Origin of the sequence: Fictibacillus sp. FJAT-27399, assembly GCF_001510655.1 — a bacterium.
Taxonomy (GTDB): domain Bacteria; phylum Bacillota; class Bacilli; order Bacillales; family Fictibacillaceae; genus Fictibacillus_C; species Fictibacillus_C marinisediminis.
This window is the reverse complement of the sequence record NZ_LMVC01000001.1, coordinates 595684-613339: the sequence shown is the minus strand read 5'-3', so window position 1 is coordinate 613339 and position 17656 is coordinate 595684. Positions and strand designations below refer to the sequence as shown.

16 protein-coding genes and 3 pseudogenes are annotated in these 17656 nt (G+C 37.5%); 3 read left to right on the top strand and 16 right to left on the bottom strand.

The window, feature by feature from the left end; genetic code table 11:
* Positions 1 to 70 precede the first annotated feature (70 nt).
* From AR335_RS24795 to AR335_RS22855, 10 genes and pseudogenes are all read right to left on the bottom strand, one after another.
* Positions 71 to 587 (bottom strand): annotated as a pseudogene (locus tag AR335_RS24795) (dihydrofolate reductase family protein); the annotation flags it as partial.
* A gap of 199 nt (positions 588 to 786) precedes the next feature.
* A complete protein-coding gene (locus tag AR335_RS03135) occupies positions 787 to 1062 on the bottom strand; it encodes a hypothetical protein (protein WP_062231929.1) in 276 nt (91 codons plus the stop codon).
* 180 nt (positions 1063 to 1242) lie between these two features.
* Entirely contained in the window at positions 1243 to 1755 is a 513-nt protein-coding gene (locus AR335_RS03130; protein WP_062231926.1) for a DinB family protein, read from the bottom strand.
* Between the two features lie 112 nt (positions 1756 to 1867).
* The gene (locus AR335_RS03125; RefSeq protein WP_062231925.1) at positions 1868 to 2653 is read right to left on the bottom strand and encodes an SDR family NAD(P)-dependent oxidoreductase; all 786 of its coding nucleotides are present in this window, start codon (positions 2651 to 2653) and stop codon (positions 1868 to 1870) included.
* Positions 2654 to 2937: 284 nt separating this feature from the next.
* Complete coding sequence (locus AR335_RS03120; RefSeq protein ID WP_062231923.1) at positions 2938 to 3402, bottom strand: DinB family protein; 465 nt, start codon at positions 3400 to 3402, stop codon at positions 2938 to 2940.
* A gap of 264 nt (positions 3403 to 3666) precedes the next feature.
* Positions 3667 to 4626: a sigma-70 family RNA polymerase sigma factor gene (locus AR335_RS03115; RefSeq protein ID WP_062231921.1), complete on the bottom strand. Its 960-nt coding sequence runs from the start codon at positions 4624 to 4626 to the stop codon at positions 3667 to 3669.
* 1268 nt (positions 4627 to 5894) lie between these two features.
* Complete coding sequence (locus AR335_RS03110) at positions 5895 to 6302, bottom strand: enoyl-CoA hydratase-related protein (protein WP_062231919.1); 408 nt, start codon at positions 6300 to 6302, stop codon at positions 5895 to 5897.
* Between the two features lie 40 nt (positions 6303 to 6342).
* Positions 6343 to 7080, bottom strand: coding sequence for a DUF421 domain-containing protein (locus AR335_RS03105; RefSeq protein ID WP_234293170.1), 738 nt, complete (start codon positions 7078 to 7080; stop codon positions 6343 to 6345).
* Complete coding sequence (locus AR335_RS03100) at positions 7070 to 7768, bottom strand: carbonic anhydrase (protein WP_062231917.1); 699 nt, start codon at positions 7766 to 7768, stop codon at positions 7070 to 7072. Before AR335_RS03100 ends, AR335_RS03105 begins: the two co-directional genes overlap by 11 nt.
* Before the next feature lie 801 nt (positions 7769 to 8569).
* A pseudogene (locus AR335_RS22855) lies at positions 8570 to 8802 on the bottom strand (transposase); the annotation flags it as partial.
* Positions 8803 to 8849: 47 nt separating this feature from the next.
* On the opposite strand from AR335_RS22855, the gene AR335_RS03095 reads away from it, so the two are divergent.
* Entirely contained in the window at positions 8850 to 9071 is a 222-nt protein-coding gene (locus tag AR335_RS03095) for a DUF3006 domain-containing protein (protein WP_062231914.1), read from the top strand.
* A gap of 133 nt (positions 9072 to 9204) precedes the next feature.
* On the opposite strand, the pseudogene AR335_RS25415 reads toward AR335_RS03095, so the two are convergent.
* Both AR335_RS25415 and AR335_RS03090 read right to left on the bottom strand, forming a co-directional pair.
* A pseudogene (locus AR335_RS25415) lies at positions 9205 to 9417 on the bottom strand (hypothetical protein); the annotation flags it as partial.
* Between the two features lie 90 nt (positions 9418 to 9507).
* Positions 9508 to 10113 (bottom strand): hypothetical protein, encoded by a 606-nt coding sequence (locus AR335_RS03090; RefSeq protein ID WP_062231911.1) that lies wholly within the window; start codon positions 10111 to 10113, stop codon positions 9508 to 9510.
* Between the two features lie 1191 nt (positions 10114 to 11304).
* Between AR335_RS03090 and AR335_RS03080 the strand changes: the two genes are divergently transcribed.
* Positions 11305 to 11643 carry an STAS domain-containing protein gene (locus tag AR335_RS03080; RefSeq protein WP_062231908.1) on the top strand — a complete coding sequence of 113 codons (339 nt, stop codon included), beginning with the start codon at positions 11305 to 11307 and terminating at the stop codon, positions 11641 to 11643.
* A 696-nt stretch (positions 11644 to 12339) separates the two neighbouring features.
* Positions 12340 to 12912 carry an STAS domain-containing protein gene (locus tag AR335_RS03075; protein WP_156418827.1) on the top strand — a complete coding sequence of 191 codons (573 nt, stop codon included), beginning with the start codon at positions 12340 to 12342 and terminating at the stop codon, positions 12910 to 12912.
* Positions 12913 to 13234: 322 nt separating this feature from the next.
* Here AR335_RS03075 and AR335_RS03070 read toward each other — a convergent pair whose 3' ends face one another.
* The 4 genes from AR335_RS03070 to AR335_RS03055 all read right to left on the bottom strand — a co-directional run bounded on the left by AR335_RS03070 (position 13235) and on the right by AR335_RS03055 (position 17586).
* Entirely contained in the window at positions 13235 to 14263 is a 1029-nt protein-coding gene (locus AR335_RS03070) for an alpha/beta fold hydrolase (RefSeq protein WP_062231904.1), read from the bottom strand.
* Positions 14264 to 14644: 381 nt separating this feature from the next.
* Positions 14645 to 15487 (bottom strand): tyrosine-type recombinase/integrase, encoded by an 843-nt coding sequence (locus AR335_RS03065; protein WP_062231902.1) that lies wholly within the window; start codon positions 15485 to 15487, stop codon positions 14645 to 14647.
* A 398-nt stretch (positions 15488 to 15885) separates the two neighbouring features.
* Positions 15886 to 16914: a winged helix DNA-binding domain-containing protein gene (locus tag AR335_RS03060; protein WP_234293169.1), complete on the bottom strand. Its 1029-nt coding sequence runs from the start codon at positions 16912 to 16914 to the stop codon at positions 15886 to 15888.
* Positions 16915 to 17043: 129 nt separating this feature from the next.
* A complete protein-coding gene (locus AR335_RS03055; protein ID WP_062231899.1) occupies positions 17044 to 17586 on the bottom strand; it encodes a DinB family protein in 543 nt (180 codons plus the stop codon).
* Positions 17587 to 17656 lie beyond the last annotated feature (70 nt).

Sequence of the window (17656 nt, the reverse complement as noted above, 5' to 3'; positions counted from 1 at the left end):
TTAGCCATATGGATGTTGATTTCCTGATCAATCTTATCTTTCCGGAAGATACGTGAGAACAACGACACCTGACACCTGAACCGAATGTCTTTGTTTCCGCCAGTTTCAGCGCTTTCTTATCGATCCCTTCTCCAAAGAGACGTTTTCCTTTTCCAAGCTTAACAGGGAAAACCCTGAAGACGATATTCGTCGATGAGGTCAAGCTGCATCAGCGTTTGAACGAGCGTGCAGCTGCCAAATACCAAGATATCCTTACCAGGCTGCTGCTTCAGCTTGGATATTTCCTCAGTGATATTGCCCTTAATCAGCGATGAATTGTTCCATTCCATTTTCTCCAGGGTAGTTGAAATCACGTGCTTGCGGTAATCGTTCATCATCCGGCCATATTCCCCTTCTTGCTCGATCAAATTTGGCCAAGCCGCTGCAAAATCAACATACGTTTCGCGTCCAAGCAGAAGAGCGTCGCTTGCTTTAAGTTCATCGAATTTGAATTGTTTTGTTTCCTCACTACGGAATTGTACCGTCCACTGAGGATTCTCCATGACGCCATCCAACGATACAAACTCAGATACAACTACTTTTCTCATTTTCATTCTCCTTAATGGTTTCCATTTTGAATGACCTCACTCGAATATTGTTTTTTATTCTCATTTATTTAAACGAAATCCGATTGCAAAATTCTTCGGTCTAATTGTTCAGGAAGCCCCAATCTGAAAAATAATTTTGCTTTAATGAAATTTTGGATGTGAAAGATTCTCTTGTCTTTCGTGACAATGACGGAAAGGCCTATGGGGCCAGGCTGTTTTGTCGCTGCTCGGCATATATTGAGCGAGAGTGGGATATTCGCCATTCACCGTAGTTGGTAAAAACCGTGATCCGTCGCAATGCCAGCGCAAGCGTATAAACATGAAACAAATCGTCCTTGCGTACCGACATTGGGAAAGGCGGCATGGACATATGGTCTTCTTCATGAAACAAGGTCCCCAGTGCATGGATATCAAATTTTGCAAATGCTTCCACATACCGTGGGAGCAATTCTTGATCAGGCTCGAGATCCTTCAAGCTATATTCTTCAGAACGATGTTTCGAACGAACTATCGTCTCTGGCCCTTTACAAGGCGCTGTTAACGGCTACCGGCTACATTCTTCCATAAAAAAGAGCATTTCTCATGCTTAGAGAAATGCTCCCGATTGCGGAAGATTAAACTCTTTCAATCCCCTCTCCGAGACAACAAAATATCTTCAATTTACACACCCGTCACTTAAAAAGCTTTGTTCTAACTCCTCTTTTTGGCGCAAGTGATGATGAAAATGCAATTCAACTAAATCATACCATTCCCTTGCATTCAGCCAGCCGAACGAGATATGCTCGATTTTATAATTTGGGTTTATATCATCCACTTTAGATTCCCATTGGTTCAACCTTAGAATTACTTGATCAATTCTGCTCGTAAGCACGTCCTTGCTATCTGAATTATTAGGTGGAGTATTTAGTTCATCTGGTAATTTAAATTTAACCGGTGGAAACCCAAACTTAAATAATTTCTCAGCAAACTCCGTTTTCCCAAGATGTTGTACCTCATTCAAGGTGGAACATGTTTCCATATTATCTAAATAAGAATGGGAAACCAGGATTAAATGGTCATACATTTGCCCAATAGACCAAACCTCTTCTTCAGATTTATATCTTAGCTGTTCTAAAGAGTAATTTTGAAGCTCGTTTTTATAAGTATTGATCAGTCTATGTTCTCTCAATTTAATTCCTTCTTTGTATGAACTAACTCAAATCTAAAACTTTTACACTTTTTTGATATGTAGCTAATTATTTAATTTCTACATGCATTAGTACTAGCTGTATACGTATTCTTCAATCTACAATTTCTCCGCAGGTCACATTGGCCACGGCGCCTGTAATTGCGCTTGCACGATCGGAGGCCATAAGGACTGCAGCATTCGCTACTTCTGCAAGTCTTGGCAACCGCTTTAGCAGTGTTTTTTCAGCGATACCTGCCTCAAACCCTTCACGGGTAATACCAGCATTTTCCGCATGTCGATGGAATACCTCATCAACACCGGGTGCATCCGAGGAGCCAGCTGAACGAAGACAGACGACACGGATACCCAGCGGTCCAACCTCAATGGCCAGTTGACGACAAAAGCCCTCGATCGCTGCTCCCGCAACCCCGAAACCACCTACATCTCGATAAGGTTTACGGGCGGCTTGGGCAGTTAGAGCCAGGATAACTCCCGCCTTCTGCTTAGCCATGTGTCGTGCTGCTGCGGTGGCAGTAATGAAATGCGTTTGCATGGCTGTAACGATTGGGTTTACAAATCGGCCCTGTTCCATGTCGACGAGTGGAGCCCCCTGAGTTTCGCCGAGTCCAATAAGATTGAAGGTGACATCTATACTCCCGACTTTGTTTATTACTTGGGAAAGGTGGCTTTCTACCGCCTCCTCATCCAGAGCATCGACTTGAGCGGTCTCAACTTCTCCTCCACGGTCAGTAATCTCCTTTGCTACCACATTAAGTCTTGTAAGAGTCCGACCCGCAAGAAAGACCTTTGCCCCTTCTTCGGCGAATGCACGGGCAACGGCACCTCCGATTGCGCCTCCTGCACCATAAATCACGGCGTTTTTGTTCCTAAGTAACATTTTTGATTCCTCCTTTTTATTTGACTCATCTATTAATGCTTACACTATATAGACGAACAGGCGATTAGAAAATCAACGGTCCACCCCTTGTTTTTTCGACATGTACCATTACAAACAGATAGTTAAGTCTAGATTCGTAGGCAGTTTAAGGAGAGTATATAGTGCGGGATCGATGAAGGTATGTACATGGATTATCCTATTATCACGAATCTCGGGCACATGGATACCCCACGGTACTAATTGTTCATTCGACTGAGCTCCTCGCTGATTGAATAGCTCTTACGTTATGCCCTCAAATCAGTAACGGGAGGTATATGTCCGAGGTGTCGACCTATTGATACAATCTGGCCTTTGTGGTGAAATTCATGTGTGATGGTGTGCGTAAACATGTAGAGTGGAGTTCTTGGTTCAAGCTCATCTTGGAACGGAATTTTTACGATTAATGGAACCTTCCATCTGTCTTGGTATTTGTCAATGAACCGTTCGACTAATGTATCAATCTCACGAAAAACTAATTGAATCTCGTTTTCGTTATGAATTGCTGATTTAAACTCAGCTAATTGTAAGCCTTGAACACCAATCCAATACCTATAGCAATAAGCTACATGGATTAGTAAATAGTGCATAGAGGCCCCTGCAAACTCATCAAGTCCATGCACATAATCTTCGTATGGTATCGACTCACAGTAAGTAAACAACGCTTCTCTTGTACGCTTAACAAGGGCATATTGGTCTGTGAATGTGTTCATTCCTAATCTCCTTTTCTAATCTTCATTCATTTTGGATTGGTATGCGCGAACCTGTCGCAATTGAATAATTCGCAGTATCGTAACAACACTTCCCTCGTTCACCTTATCCATTCGTACTGCATCGTGCAAATTTTCATTGAAATTCTCTCCTCGTCGATTTTTTGACCAAATACTGCATCGATTGATGCTTACACTTATATAGACGAACGGACGACTGGAAAATCATCGGTCCAATAGATGTATTTTTAATTTGATCTACTACAATCAAATAGTTAAGTCTAGCTTAGTTGGCAGCCCTAGTCGGGAGTATATTGCGGGATGGATGAAGGTATGTACATGGATTATCCTATTATCACGAATCTCGGGCACATGGATACCCCACGGTGCTAGTTGTTCATTCGATTGACCTCGAGCATACTGAGCAAGGGCAACTGTACCATTGACTCTGGTTGGCAACAATCGTGAGCCTGCACAGTGAGACCGAGTTAGTTCATAAAATGCGGCAAGATTCGCACGACCACTGATCCATATGACGAAAGGCGGCATCGATATGCTTCCGTCCTCATGAAAAAGTTCTATAAGCGCATCAATATCAGAGCGTTCAAAAGCATCGACATACCGGTCAATCAACCCCTGATTCACTTCCGCATCAACATCATTCAGTGCTTCCGATTTCAAGTTAGCACGATTAAGTGTCCGCCTTGCTCGCTGTAGCGCGCTATTGACTGAGGTAATTGACGTTTCTAATACTCTCGCGGTTTGACTGGCTGACCATCGGTACACATCTTGTAAAATAAGTACTGCACGCTGGCGTGGCGGCAGTGTTTGTAAAGCAGCTATAAATGCTAGACGAATGGTATCTTTCCGAATTGTCACATCAACTGGATCAATCACGTTGTCGGGTACTGGCCAGATCCAATCCGTCAAAGGCAATGTTTCCGTGGGCACCCGTACGGTCGACACCGGTTCTGAGAAGTCTATTGGTATTACTCGGCGTTTCGATCCTCTTACCTTATCCAAACATACGTTGGTAGCGATTCGATAGATCCAGGTCCTGGGAGAAGATTCATTGCGAAAACTGTCCCAACCCTTCCAAGCTCGAAGCATTGTATCTTGCACAGCATCTTCAGCGTCAAATACACACCCCAACATTCTGTAGCAGTAGGCGGTTAGCTCCGGATGCAATTCTTCAACCCATGCCATTTCAGGTGGCTTTTTGCTCATTTCATTTCACCAAACCTCTCATTGTGTTTCACTTCGGCCGATAAATCAACGTTAGGCATTGTTAATATATCGTAATATTCAGATAATAAATATCAGATAGTTGCCCATTACTGTAATAAGGTTAGCCCACCGCACATGACTAGAGGCAGTTACGGGCAATTAACAACGTTTCATCATTTGAATAATTACGAACTTTCTTTTCTGCTGCTGATAATCTATTATCCTTCAATCATTAGAGGAAACGACAAGTAATAAATCCAATCATACACCATCTTATATAGTCCAAATTTTTGGACTATATAAGGGTAATTTTTTATGGTCTTATTTCTACATTTTTCGTTAAAAAACCTGCTCTGGTTTTAAATTACGCATATTTTTAACTAATTTTTGTAAATCCCCTTATTCCACAATCTGGCCCGTTTCTGGAATAAAACATAAAAGGTCTCATATTTAAATCTGAATCGGCACGAAATCGGCACGCGGCTAATTTAAACATAAAAAAACCTTGGTATATTCCTTATATACCAAGGCTTTTCGTTATTTATCCGATTGAACCTTCCATCTCGAACTTGGTTAATTGAATTTTTCATACTGTGTCATAGGTTTGTAAAAACGTTGATTTAACGTTTTTCGAATTTACTTTTCAAAGCTTTTTAAGGTTTTTCAAATTCTATCGGCACATGGAGATAACTCTGTTTCTTTGTTGTCAAAATCTTTATTAATTCTACGGTTAGGCTTCCCAAATATGAACTTGTGTACGGAACTTATACTATGAGATTTTATAAGTAGTTTTAAGAGATAAAACCCCATGAAATCAATATTTTGAAAAATAAGTGTGTTATTAAATGGACCAAAGTTGATATACAGGTGGGTAAAATGTGGGAAGTTTGGTGGGCAATCCATTTGAATATTATTTTATAAAGAACGTTAAACGTTAAATTCGTTTAACAAGGAGAAATAAAACGTTAATTAATTTTTCAATTGAGAACAAACAAAGCCTTAAAAGGTAAGGTTTGTTTTCCAGGTACTTGTGTTATTTACCGCAAAATATATTTTATTATCCATTCACTAATTCAAAACTGTAACCTAGATCATCAAAAGTTACACGGCTTTTTCTTTTTAGCGTCCCTTAAAGGAAGGTTGCTTCTTTGAAAAGAATGCTGTGACTCCCTCTACGGCGTCTTCTGAAGTCATCACTGTCTTTACATTTTCGCGCTCGATCTCTAGACCCTCATTCAGGACACTACTGCCACCTCTGACCACGGCATCTAAAATGCCTTTGATGGCCAAAGGTGGGCCTGCCGCCCCCAATTAATCGCTTCATCCAAGAGTTGTTCCTGTGGGACAACACGATTAACAAGACCCAGTTCAAGCGCCTTTTGTGCAGAAATTCGGTCGCCGCCTAACATGAGCTCTAATGCCCGCCGTTGAACTATTAACCTCGGAAGTCGCTGTGTCCCGCCATATCCGGGCATAATTCCTAGCCGGACTTCAGGAAGCCCCAATTCTGCGGACTCAGAAGCAATTGCCAGATGACAGGCCATCTGCAGCTCATTACCTCCGCCCAATGCTTTTCCATTAATACAGGCGATGACTGGTTTTGGGAAACTTTCTACCTTATTAAAAAAATCATGCATACGTCTAAGCGTGGCATCCGCCGTGTCCCCGTTCAGCAAAATATTTCCTTTATAAAAAAAACATCTACCTTCTTAATCCTTAATGTACGATTCGGTGAGTAGCTTTCGTAACCTCATTGACAAATGAGAAATGCAGTTCGTGATTATCATTAATCGAAGCGAAAAAAATGCTATCCAATTCTTTGATTCCTTTCTTTTGTAATTGATTTATTAACCATTTTTCATTTAAGTTTAACTGGTTAAGAACAGTAGAATCAATTTTTCCCTCCAAGATGACAGGGTAGGATATGCCTTCATGTTTCTTTTTAATTTCTAAATCCTCTATCGTAACAAAAGATTTGTTCGCTTTTTTATAAACGGTTAAATTTCCATTTGCTTCTACTATTGCAAGTTCCACATCTGTTAGATTAAATATATCCTTTTCTCTGAGCATCTGAAGAATGTTGTCTAAGGAATAGCGGATACGCTTTAAATTTCCCACAAGCATGGTCCCGTTTTGTATGACTATTGTTGGCTCAAATGTAATCAATTTACCGATTCGTCTATTTTTTATTATTAAAGTCGATATGACTCTTTGCAGAAAGGCAATAGCCGAAATGGCGATCGTAGTATTTAAATGGCTGATGTTCGGGTTGGATATATCCACTCCAGCAACGACAGCAAGTGTAATGATGATTAAAAAGTCAAACACAGGTATTTCACTAATAGAACGTTTCCCTATAAATAATGCTGTAATCAATAAAAAAGGAACGAGGGTGATAATTCTTCCGTATAATACAACAATTTCTTTTACCCACTCCAACATTTCATTGATCATCCCTTTTGTATCCGTCTACAAGTTCTTTATAGTCTGAAATCATTTTCTGATTAAAATCATAATATTGGTATTGTGATGTGATCTTTGGCAACTGATCTGCTTCGTCTTGACTAGTGACTACCTTTCCTGCTGTAACGTATCGGTTTCGAGGAACTTTCACTCCTATTACCTTTGAAGCTGGTTCTAATACCACGTTTTCCTCTACGTAAGAATCAAAGACTAAACATTGCATGCCAATAAGCACTTTATTATCGATCCTGGCAGGTCCATGTACTTGGCACTGCGGTGCTAACGTAACCTGATCACCTATATAGATTGAGTAAGGCTGATTTTCTTTAAAAGTTGAATGATTGGCCAACACACCTTGATATTCATAATTTTTTAACCCATGCAGCACTACCCCATCCTGTACATTGGTTCCATTTCCAATATGGATCCTTAACCCCTCATCTCCCCTTAAGGATGAAAACGGACCTACAAACACATTCTCACCTATGCTAACACTGCCAATTACGGAAGCGAAATGATGGATATAAGCTGAATGATCCACAATAGGTTTATCAATGTTCAAATTAAACGTAGTTGTTGTATTTGGGGTCACATTATCTTTATTGTTTAAAGCCTCCATAACTTTACCAACAATGGAAGAAACGGTAAAACCTAAGATTAATTTGTTGCTCATTTTCATGTTCACACCATCCTTTCTGTAATATTCCATTTTTATTTATTTAAATATTTTAATTTACAAATAAAATTTTTAAGCCCCCTTTCATTGCCTACAAAGTAAATGTAGCTCGTGGTTCATCCATCAAAATAAGTATGTTCACCGGTTTGTTTAATCTTTATAAAAGACATTTATAATATACCCGCAACCAATTTGGTTATTGAATTTTTTATGTCGAATTTTTTATTTAAGGGTAAGTATAAGTTTATATACTGAACGTATGGCAGCGAAATAATGGTTAAATTTTATTTCTATTATGATTTACAATCGTATATTAAAAATACCCACCTAATCGTGGGCATTTAGGAATAAAGGCTATTTGTTGGTAAATGGATTTTTACTAGGAATTAATTCCTTCGCAAACTCTGTTAATCCAGCGATATTCGGTTTTTGGACACTTTTTCCCATGGGAAAAATATTCATTAAGTTTTGAACAGGATTCTGTATCTTTCTGTTTTGATTTCTTCTTAATCCATAAACAGCCACACTAATTGCAAGACTTAAAACAGACGCCCAACGCCCACATCAATCCATTATTGTTTCTCCTTCTGCCAAACATATTTATAAAAGAGGTTGGAAATCCACATTGATAACGGAAGCGTAGGTCTTTGTCCAGTCGCTTATGTAAAGCTGTAAACGTCGTGACAATCAAAAAGACCGAGCTTATGCTCGATCTTCCAGAACGTAGACAAAGCCCTTCTCAATTTTTTTTGAGAAGGGCTTTGTCCATTTTTTATGTGCTTTTTAAAGAAATCCTAGCCTATATTAGGCTGGATATGGCCCTCGCCATGTCCAGTTTGCCAGTTTTTTAGGGTTCATGGCAGCGAAAGTAAGCATCGCGTGTGCGGAAACTTTTTTAAGCCCTCGAAGCTTCGTCCATCGCATACCATGCTTTTCTTTTGCATCGGTGAATACCCGTTCAATCGTTTCTTTACGCTGTGCATATATCGAAGGTGGTTAGCTTCTTCCAGATAATCTTCCCAGATGTGACGGTGGATCGTCGTCTATAGGTGCTGTTGACGCTGCTAAAAACGGAGAAAAAGTAATGAAGAAGGTTAAGGGGATTATTGACCGCTTTGAAGGTGAGTATGCTGTCATCGAGATCGGCAATGAAACCAAAGACATCCTTCGCACCTTGCTCCCAAAACAGGCAAAAGCAGGCGACGTTATTTATTTTAAAGACAATGAAATTGTTATTAATAAAGAAGAAACAGAGAAACTAAGAAAAGAAATTGAAGACCTGATGGACGAGGTATGGGATGATTAAGAAGTGAAACGAGCTTGAATCTCAAGCTCGTTTTTATTTTTGTATTCAACTAACGCACCCTTATATGAAACTAGACGCATTCCTTATTAAAGAAATGCGCCCTATTCTTGAAGATCGTTCTCCACACAAATGTTCACATCTTATTATCAAGATTTGCCTTAATTTGTTTAACATTAATCAATTCAGTTTTTTTAAATTCTTCAATTGTGTGCTGTATGCTCTTTGTATCTCTCATCATATTTGTTAGTTCAGATGTTATGATTTGCCACCATATCCCGTATTTATCTACCAACCAAGCACTTGCTTCTCGATAAAATCCATTTCCTTCTTTTGAGAGTTCATTCCAATAATAGTCAACTTACTCGATTGATCCGCGAGAATGGGTTTAACATTGTTAAAACATCTTAGACTAAACCCGTCATCTCATCGCTCTTTTTTATATTTGTTTCAATTGTTTTAGTATGGTTATCCAGATTCTCAGACCTGTCACCCATAGCGTCAAAGCAGAGCCAAAACCGATAAAAGTAGACGTCGCAATTAGAGATACATTGCTAACAGTGGCATTCATTGGTAATAAGAAAGTAATAATGCCTAAAATACAGAGCACTACACCTGTACCATAATAAAAATTTTCTCGAAACAATTTAGCTAAAGGAAAAAAATGAATACCGACAATAATAGCCATAATAGGGAAAAAGACTTCAAAATGGTTGATTATGTTACAAATCACACTTGCAATAAAGATTGCAAGACCTTCTAGACCAAAGATCAAACCAAATTTCCGATTTATTTTTTTCCATTGTTCCCTCTCTTCCGGTGTAACAGCATTGTTCATGTTACGAGCTTTACCAAAAAGCGATATGGCTCCAATGAGTAAGATTAATGTCACAACACCCGAAAGAACAAGTAACCATGGAGCTCCAAGTCCGTGTGAACCAATAATACCAATGGAAGCCCAAAGTGCTCCAAAAAAAGTCATGAACATCACTCCATTTGCAGCCCCAAAGACAGCAGCTTTCGGCAATTTTACTAAATCAGTCATAATTAAGCAGTCTCCAAAAATCCAAATTTTTTATCTACTCATATATAAACATCCATTCTCCTTTTTTGTCTAGCTTTTTTAACAAATGCTATGTTAAATTATATTTTGGTTTGGAGATGATTCAACTTTGGATCTAAAGCAAATGTAGAAACTAGCGAAATAACAAGAAAGGATTTCCAGTGTGAGGCAGGGGTACCACCGACTGTTGTGCCAAAAAAACCTCACTTACTTATGATAAGGTTCACCACCATTTATCTTACACTATTTCATCTTCTAATTAATGGGTTAAATTGTAGATATTACTCCGCAATCTGGCCCGATTCTTGAATAAAGAGGTTGCACGGATCAAATTCAAACAAAAAAAAGACCTTGGTATGTACCTTATATACCAAGGCCTTTTAGACTTTATCCGATTGAACCTTCCATCTCGAATTTAATTAATGAACACTTTCATAACGTACTTAATAAATGAAAATTGACATCGTTCCATCTTCATCAGTGCCTTCAATTTTGTAAAATCCCTAGTGGTGCAGATCTAGGAACACATCCACACGACCAAATATTGAATTCGGTAGTAGCCCGCTTTTTTGTACGGTATTTTAGGATAAGACCAAGATCGTCAAAACTAGTACTTTTACGACAAATTAACCCAGTACCTATAAATAAATTATTATGAAATAATAAAATCATCCCAAGTACAGACTGCATTTAAGATCTCCTTAAGGAAAAGGTGAAAATGATTTGTTCGTGCTTGAGGTACTGGCTAGCTTTGCAAAACTTGTCAGAGCAGATTTATATTAAGAACGGGTTTGTGTAAACATACCCAACTTTATAAAATGGTCTCGTTCTTCTTAACAATTCGAGGGTATTTTTGTACTAATTGTGATTTGAAGAACACCATTGATCCCCTTCTTTCTTTTTTGATTCCAAATTTCTTTTCACTTTCATAACTAACAAGTCCGTCCACTTTGTTGAACTTTAGGAGGATCATCCTGTTAACCATTAAATGGGGGATTAGATAGTATGTATTTTTTATATTCTGTTTTATCGATCATGTGGAATTGCTGATGTGAATGTCTATAAAAAATAACAAAAGCCAATTCGTCGTCCCTACATATAACCTACGCTAATACACTATATAAAGTTAAGGATGAATTTTCTGGCCAATTCTACTCTTGGGAGGAAAAACGGATGAATCTTAAAATTAAACATGAACAATTAAACGATGCACATTATTTAGTATTGAATGGAGAAATTGATGTCTATACTGCACCAAAGTTAAAAGAAGTACTTATACCACTATCAGAAGAAAAAAGGAAAGACATTATTATCGATCTTCAACAAATTGACTTCATGGACAACACGGGGTTGGGTATTTTCATTAAAGTTCTTAAGTCCTTGAAAAAGAACGACAGTACGCTAAAGCTAAGAGGGTTGACGGATCGTGTCCACCGATTATTTGACGTATCCGGTCTTACAGAAGTGATGGACATAGGGAAGAAAACGGAATACTTCCCCCAAAAGGTATAATTTATTATCCCCTTCTACCTTATAAACGTCCTTCTTTATATTACATATAGAATATACGACAGCAAAACGCGTAGGGTATACTAAGACGATTCGGTCTTTTAAGTGTAATTATTCACAATCTGTATTTCGAATGATTTAGTTGTTGAAGAAAATGCGGGACTTGCCTTCATATATAGTAATATGTCTTTAATAGTTTACAATGGGTCTGAAGAGAAACTACGCCAGATTACTAATAGATTTACATTTGGATTAAAAAAGGTTGGTTCAACCACTTGAAAGAGGTCCTTTATTTCCAAACTCTTATTAAACAATCCTGCCCTTTTAGTTTAAAAGCAAAATCATTTCTCAGGATTTGCTGCACAAGTGATTTGTATCACCAAAAATTATTAAAGTATATTGTATTAATATTTGCTTGAATTTTGAATATTGTAATACTTTATTGTCTCAATTATACTTGTTCTATAATGATTTAAGGAGAGGTTTGCCATAACTATTGAACTTTTTAGTCAAACAAACATTCCAACGCTACTTGATAAGGTTGGTGAAAATATATTAATTACCAATGCTGACTATGAAATCGTATGGATTAACCAATCTGCCAAAGAACTCCTTAAAGTAATTGGACCTTTTGTCAATATTGATAACCCAGAAGATTTTATAGGGCAAAACATCTCTAGATTTCATAGTCAAAAATCGTTGGAATATATGAAAAATGGGTACTTTCCTCATTCCACTACTATAACTTTATTTCAACGATTTAAATCCAATATCGTAGTCAACACCTTAACCTCTGAAGCAGGGGAAAAGCTGGGTTATATTCTTACTTGGAAAGACCTTACCGAATTTGACAACGCCATCCAGGAAAGAAACGAACAAATTAAGGAATTAGAAAGCCCTATTATTCCACTTGCTAATGATACTTCTGTCCTTGTTCCCCTTCTCGGGAAAATCACGGAAGACCGAATAAATCATATTGAGAGCAAAGTATTAAAATACTGTGCCAATCATCAAATTAATGACGTCCTTTTTGATTTATCAGGGGTTAACGAAGGACTTAAGCCTGAAACCGCATCTCGCCTGCAACAGATGCAAACTGCACTTTGCTTAATGGGTGTAGAACCTATCTATGTCGGAATCAAACCCGAGCTTGCCCAATCTATTGTTAGGGATCAAATTTTTATTGGTGCGAAGACCTTTACGTCCTTCAAACAAGGAGTCTTATATGTCTGGAAGAAGTCAGGGTATCCATTACAAAAAAATCAGAGATAAAAAGCATATATAGGACACTTACATCCATTAGTTTGAGTACAATTATTCATCTTGCATATTCAACAAACCTGCCACTTTAGTTCCATAAGAAAAAGCCGCCTTAAAGACAGCTCCGATCTTCAGCTAACGCACCCGTTTGTTTAAGTACATTTTTTCACAAACTTGCTGTAACCAAAAAAAGAAACTGCCGAAGCAGCCTTAGTATTATACATAAATCGCTGGCATTTACACATATTTATTCATACTTTTTAAAAACAACGACGGCATAATGACTACCAGATTCACAAGAATTGGATAACCCTAACTCATTAGTAATTAATATTTAGGTGATAATTAGTGGTAGCACCCTTTCAGTAAGTTCTCCAAGAAACTGATTAGGTTGAGCAAAACAGGCTAAATGACCTGCGTTTTTGATTGAAACAAATTCCTTGTAAGGTGCTAATATATCATCAAAATAGTCTTTTGCTAATTCGGTGGGAGTTATAATATCTGAATCCCCTTGAAAAATAAAGAATGGTAATTCAAAACTTCTTCCTATCTTATTAAAGTCAAAGGGAACTAATTCTTTGTAAAGGTGATCAAGGGAAAATGACATCCCTTTCAAATAATCAACTATATCATTTACTGTATGATCAGGGGAAGAAACTAATGAAGGCAATATTAAATCAGTAACCATATTAGGAACACCTCTAATAGCTTTAACAAGAAACCGATTCTTTTTTTCATAATCTTTTCGGGTCCAATCAGAAGGATTTGGTCCCATCCTTTCAACAAATTTAACACCTTTTGAGACACCTCCTTTTTTAAGGGCATCCAGTGTTAATGTATATAAACGTCCTTTAAGATCGGGGGCATTCTGGTCAGTGCTTACATATGCCCAAAAAAGGTCTGGTCTTTGTTTTGCCATCATTAAACCAATCAAACTACCAACAGAGCTGCCAATCAAGATCACCTTTGGTTGACCGATTATCTTACACAAATATTCTGCCACTTCAATACCATCTTGAGTAAGTCTTTCGAATGTGATTGCTCCACAAGCTTCTTTACCATTTTTCCGAAAAGTCTTTCCAGCACCTCTTTGATCCCACTGGACAACTGTAAAGAACTTCTCCCACGAACGCAACAAAGGGGTGAAAATGGAATAGGTACTACCGGGTCCCCCGTGAATAAATAACAGGATTGGATTATTATAATCCTCACCTCGTATAGTTATCCACTGTTCAATTCCTCCGATTTCTTCGAAACAACTCTCAACAATTTTATTTGGATTTTCAATTTGAATTATATTTGCTTTCTTTTTTCGGGTTTGCCCTCGCATAACTAAGTCTTTCAGGAGATTATGTGAACCCATATTTCACCTCTTTTCATTCATTTTCCTAACCATTAATACGGAAATACCTTATTTAAAATATGATGGGCTCCTTTTACTTATTACCTTTGTTAAATGCTTTCTTTCAAAATGAGTTATTTGACCATTATGTGGACTAAGATAACAAGGCTGCCACAGCATAGCGGAGTCTGTTTGGATTTACAACACTTTAAAAAGTTAGGGAAATTACAAGTTAAAAAGCACACAAAAAAGCACCGTAATTAGTACGGTGTATTTGTGTTTTTAATGTTATTTTAATTCTTCAACTAAACTGCCCCGATTGCTTAATACCAATTATTTCAAATTATATCAATTAACTCAATCCTAAATTCAATAAAAAAAGTACGTCTACTAAAACGCACTTTAGAAATATCTACTATAAAAATCCTGTCTTTGCTTCCCACTAAATTGAGCGTATATTTTTGTTGTTTCGCTTTTCTCATGCCCTAATAAACTCTGTATTACTTCAAGAGGTGCTCCATTATTGATCATATTAGTAGCGTAGCTATGACGTAATTGGTGGGGATGAATACTTTTCCTGATTATAGCACGACTAGATATACGCTTTATGATGTACCTTATGAGATCAATACTCATCCTTCTTCTAGGTTTCCTATCTGTGATAAACAAACATGGGTCTGTATCGTCTCTTGAATCCAGATACCTTTTTAACCATAAAGAGCACCGAGTATTAAAGTAAACTTCACGTTCTTTATCACCTTTTCCGTGTACAATAACAGAGTTTGTTATAAATTTAATATCATTACGGTTTAATTTTACTACTTCACCAATACGACAACCTGTTGAGTAAAAGAACTCAAATAAAGCATTTTCCATAGTGTTTTGACAAGATTCTCTTAAATGTTCAATTTCAAGTTCAGTTAGGAATTTAGGAATTCTCTTTCCGAGCTTTGGTTCTTTCAATTTTGCTGCAGGGTTCTGATTAATAAAACCTTCATCATGAGTCCATTTGAAAAAAGAGCGAATAAACCTAACTCGATGCCCTAAGCTTGATGGTTTTAAATGCTCTCCTTTGTCGATTAAATAAGCTTTTAACTGATCGGTAGCTACTTCATTCATATCAATGTCTCCAAAATACCGAAGTAACAAATTATACTGATACGAATACGTTTTTAATGTGATTAATGAATACCCTTCTATCTTTTTATCAAGCTGGTACTTCTCCCACGCGTTCGAAAGTAACATTTGACCTCACACTCCATGAACCAATTAAAATTCTATTCTAGTATTGGCATGGAAAGGAAAAGCCAAACACTGTTTATTCAACAATCTAAAAACTAGTCAAAAATAAAGTAAAGGATGCTTTTGAATAAAAGCACCCGATTGTTGAATAACAGTACTTCTAGTTGTTTAAATCACATATCTTACTATTAAGAACAGATAAAATAACACAATTAGATATGTAAACAGCATCAAAACGACCAGATTTATGTCTGGTCGTCTTCTTATAACCTAATTCTCTTAAAGCACCCGAACGTAATATAAGGTTAGCCGGAAGTTCTAGTTGCCCTTAATTGAATAAGAAGTGCTGAAAGGCGAATTTCTCATTTTCCATACAAACACACCAAAGTAGGTTTAATCTTTTAGATTGGCGCCAAAAATTGAATGTCCTTAACCTTTGAATCCCCAGCAGCAAAATCAAGTAATTTAGTTCCTTCAAAAACCAGTTCATCTTTTTCAATCTGGGACAATGGCTTAAAAGGCTCAATAATAAGCGTTGTGGAATTTCTTTGACTCTTAATCCTCCAAAGCCCATAGACGAAGCCGTCAATTAGAAAAGTGGCTTTTATAATACCATTTACTGTAAAGACTCGACTTCGATATTCATCAGCTATAATCCTAGCCCGATTCTTATGCGAAAGTAATATATTATCGAACTCAGCTAAAAACCGAACTGGAACTGGAGTGTCGACATCCGGAAATTCTGCATTAGGGACATCAAGCAATTCATTTCCATCTTCGTCAAAAAATATTTCCAGATGAGGTTTGATTTTCTCAATCACTTCATGAATTTGGGTAAAGCCCGACCAAATCTGTATATCAGATATTGTCGCTGGACCGAAAGCCTTTAAGTAGCGTAAAATCAGTGTTTCTATACTGTAATTGGTGCTAAGCGATTGACTGAACCAGTGCTCTGCTGAAGTATGCAGGGCTTTGCCTTTGGCTCCCCAAATACCTCGGGGAGGAATCTGAACCAATGGTATCAAGTTGCGGGCTGCTGCAGCAAGAGCAGCAGGTTCTTTATCAAACCATTTTTCTTTCAAAAGTTTCCCGAGATCATTTAATGTACGAGGTTGACTTTCTACCAGATTTCTACTGAATTTAGAAAGTTTTTCATAATCCAGACCCATTAGTTTTTGACCGAAATTAGCCCTTAAAGTCCGATCCATTACAGGCTGCACAAGTGGTCGAATCACCATACAATCACGCTTAGTGACAAGAAATATAGTTGAACGCATAAGAGCTATACGGACAGCTTGGCGATTTAACAATAACTGAGACAATGATTCATGTACAAAATTGTCTGTTCTGCTCCACAAACTTACATAGGGAGATGTAGGTGATTGTGATTGCATTCCAATAAGATGTTCTAGCACATCTGGAATTAACATGTTAGACCGCTTTATAAGAAACTGTCGGGCTAATAGTGTTCTGTTAAGAACACGTGAATTCATGACTCTTCTTAGGCTCTTGTCATTGTTATTTGTCTTCATTGCTTACCATTCATTTTCCTCCCAAGTTTATGAATGCTTACTAGCTCGTCCAACATTTATTTTTCTTTCTTTGGAATATAGATAAAGTCCATAATCTTGCATAACAGAGGTGTGACCCATTTGCCGCAACATAGTTGCTATATTGCCACGGTGGTATGAACCGTGTGTGACAACGTGTATTAAAGTTTCAGATATAGAAGTTTCAAGTTGCCCAGCATACGGATTATCAACTATTAGCAACACGTCCATATCATTTTGACTGTTCAGAAGTATTTTGTATCTTTCGGATAGATTTAGAAATATCTCTTTCATTTCATTTAAACTCTTTAATTCCACCTCTTTTTTCAATTGATTTGTAGTTTCCATTGCCTCATTCATACTTTTACCTTGGATAATTTCAAACCAAGCATAATCTGTGAGATAAATGTGCGTCAAAATTTGTGAAACTGAAGAGAAGCCACTTTGAATTTCCTTGTGATAAATTTCTTCAGGAAGTTCTTTTAATCGCTCAATGATTACATCATTTGCCCATACATGAAAATTGTACATTTCTAATGTGGAATGAGTCATATTTAGTTCCTCCAATTCACATTTTTCAAATCTTAAAATAATTAAAGGTTACGTTTGTTAAATAAGTTCA

Bases quoted from the DNA above. Each gene is read 5' to 3' on its own strand.
- AR335_RS03125 (WP_062231925.1), bottom strand. From the start codon at position 2,653: ATGTTACTTAGGAACAAAAACGCCGTGATTTATGGTGCAGGAGGCGCA.
- AR335_RS03120 (WP_062231923.1), bottom strand. From the start codon at position 3,402: ATGAACACATTCACAGACCAATATGCCCTTGTTAAGCGTACAAGAGAA.
- AR335_RS03115 (WP_062231921.1), bottom strand. From the start codon at position 4,626: ATGAGCAAAAAGCCACCTGAAATGGCATGGGTTGAAGAATTGCATCCG.
- AR335_RS03105 (WP_234293170.1), bottom strand. From the start codon at position 7,080: ATGATCAATGAAATGTTGGAGTGGGTAAAAGAAATTGTTGTATTATAC.
- AR335_RS03100 (WP_062231917.1), bottom strand. From the start codon at position 7,768: ATGAAAATGAGCAACAAATTAATCTTAGGTTTTACCGTTTCTTCCATT.
- AR335_RS03095 (WP_062231914.1), top strand. From the start codon at position 8,850: ATGAAGAAGGTTAAGGGGATTATTGACCGCTTTGAAGGTGAGTATGCT.
- AR335_RS03090 (WP_062231911.1), bottom strand. From the start codon at position 10,113: ATGACTGATTTAGTAAAATTGCCGAAAGCTGCTGTCTTTGGGGCTGCA.
- AR335_RS03080 (WP_062231908.1), top strand. From the start codon at position 11,305: ATGAATCTTAAAATTAAACATGAACAATTAAACGATGCACATTATTTA.
- AR335_RS03070 (WP_062231904.1), bottom strand. From the start codon at position 14,263: ATGGGTTCACATAATCTCCTGAAAGACTTAGTTATGCGAGGGCAAACC.
- AR335_RS03065 (WP_062231902.1), bottom strand. From the start codon at position 15,487: ATGTTACTTTCGAACGCGTGGGAGAAGTACCAGCTTGATAAAAAGATA.
- AR335_RS03060 (WP_234293169.1), bottom strand. From the start codon at position 16,914: ATGTTAATTCCAGATGTGCTAGAACATCTTATTGGAATGCAATCACAA.
- AR335_RS03055 (WP_062231899.1), bottom strand. From the start codon at position 17,586: ATGACTCATTCCACATTAGAAATGTACAATTTTCATGTATGGGCAAAT.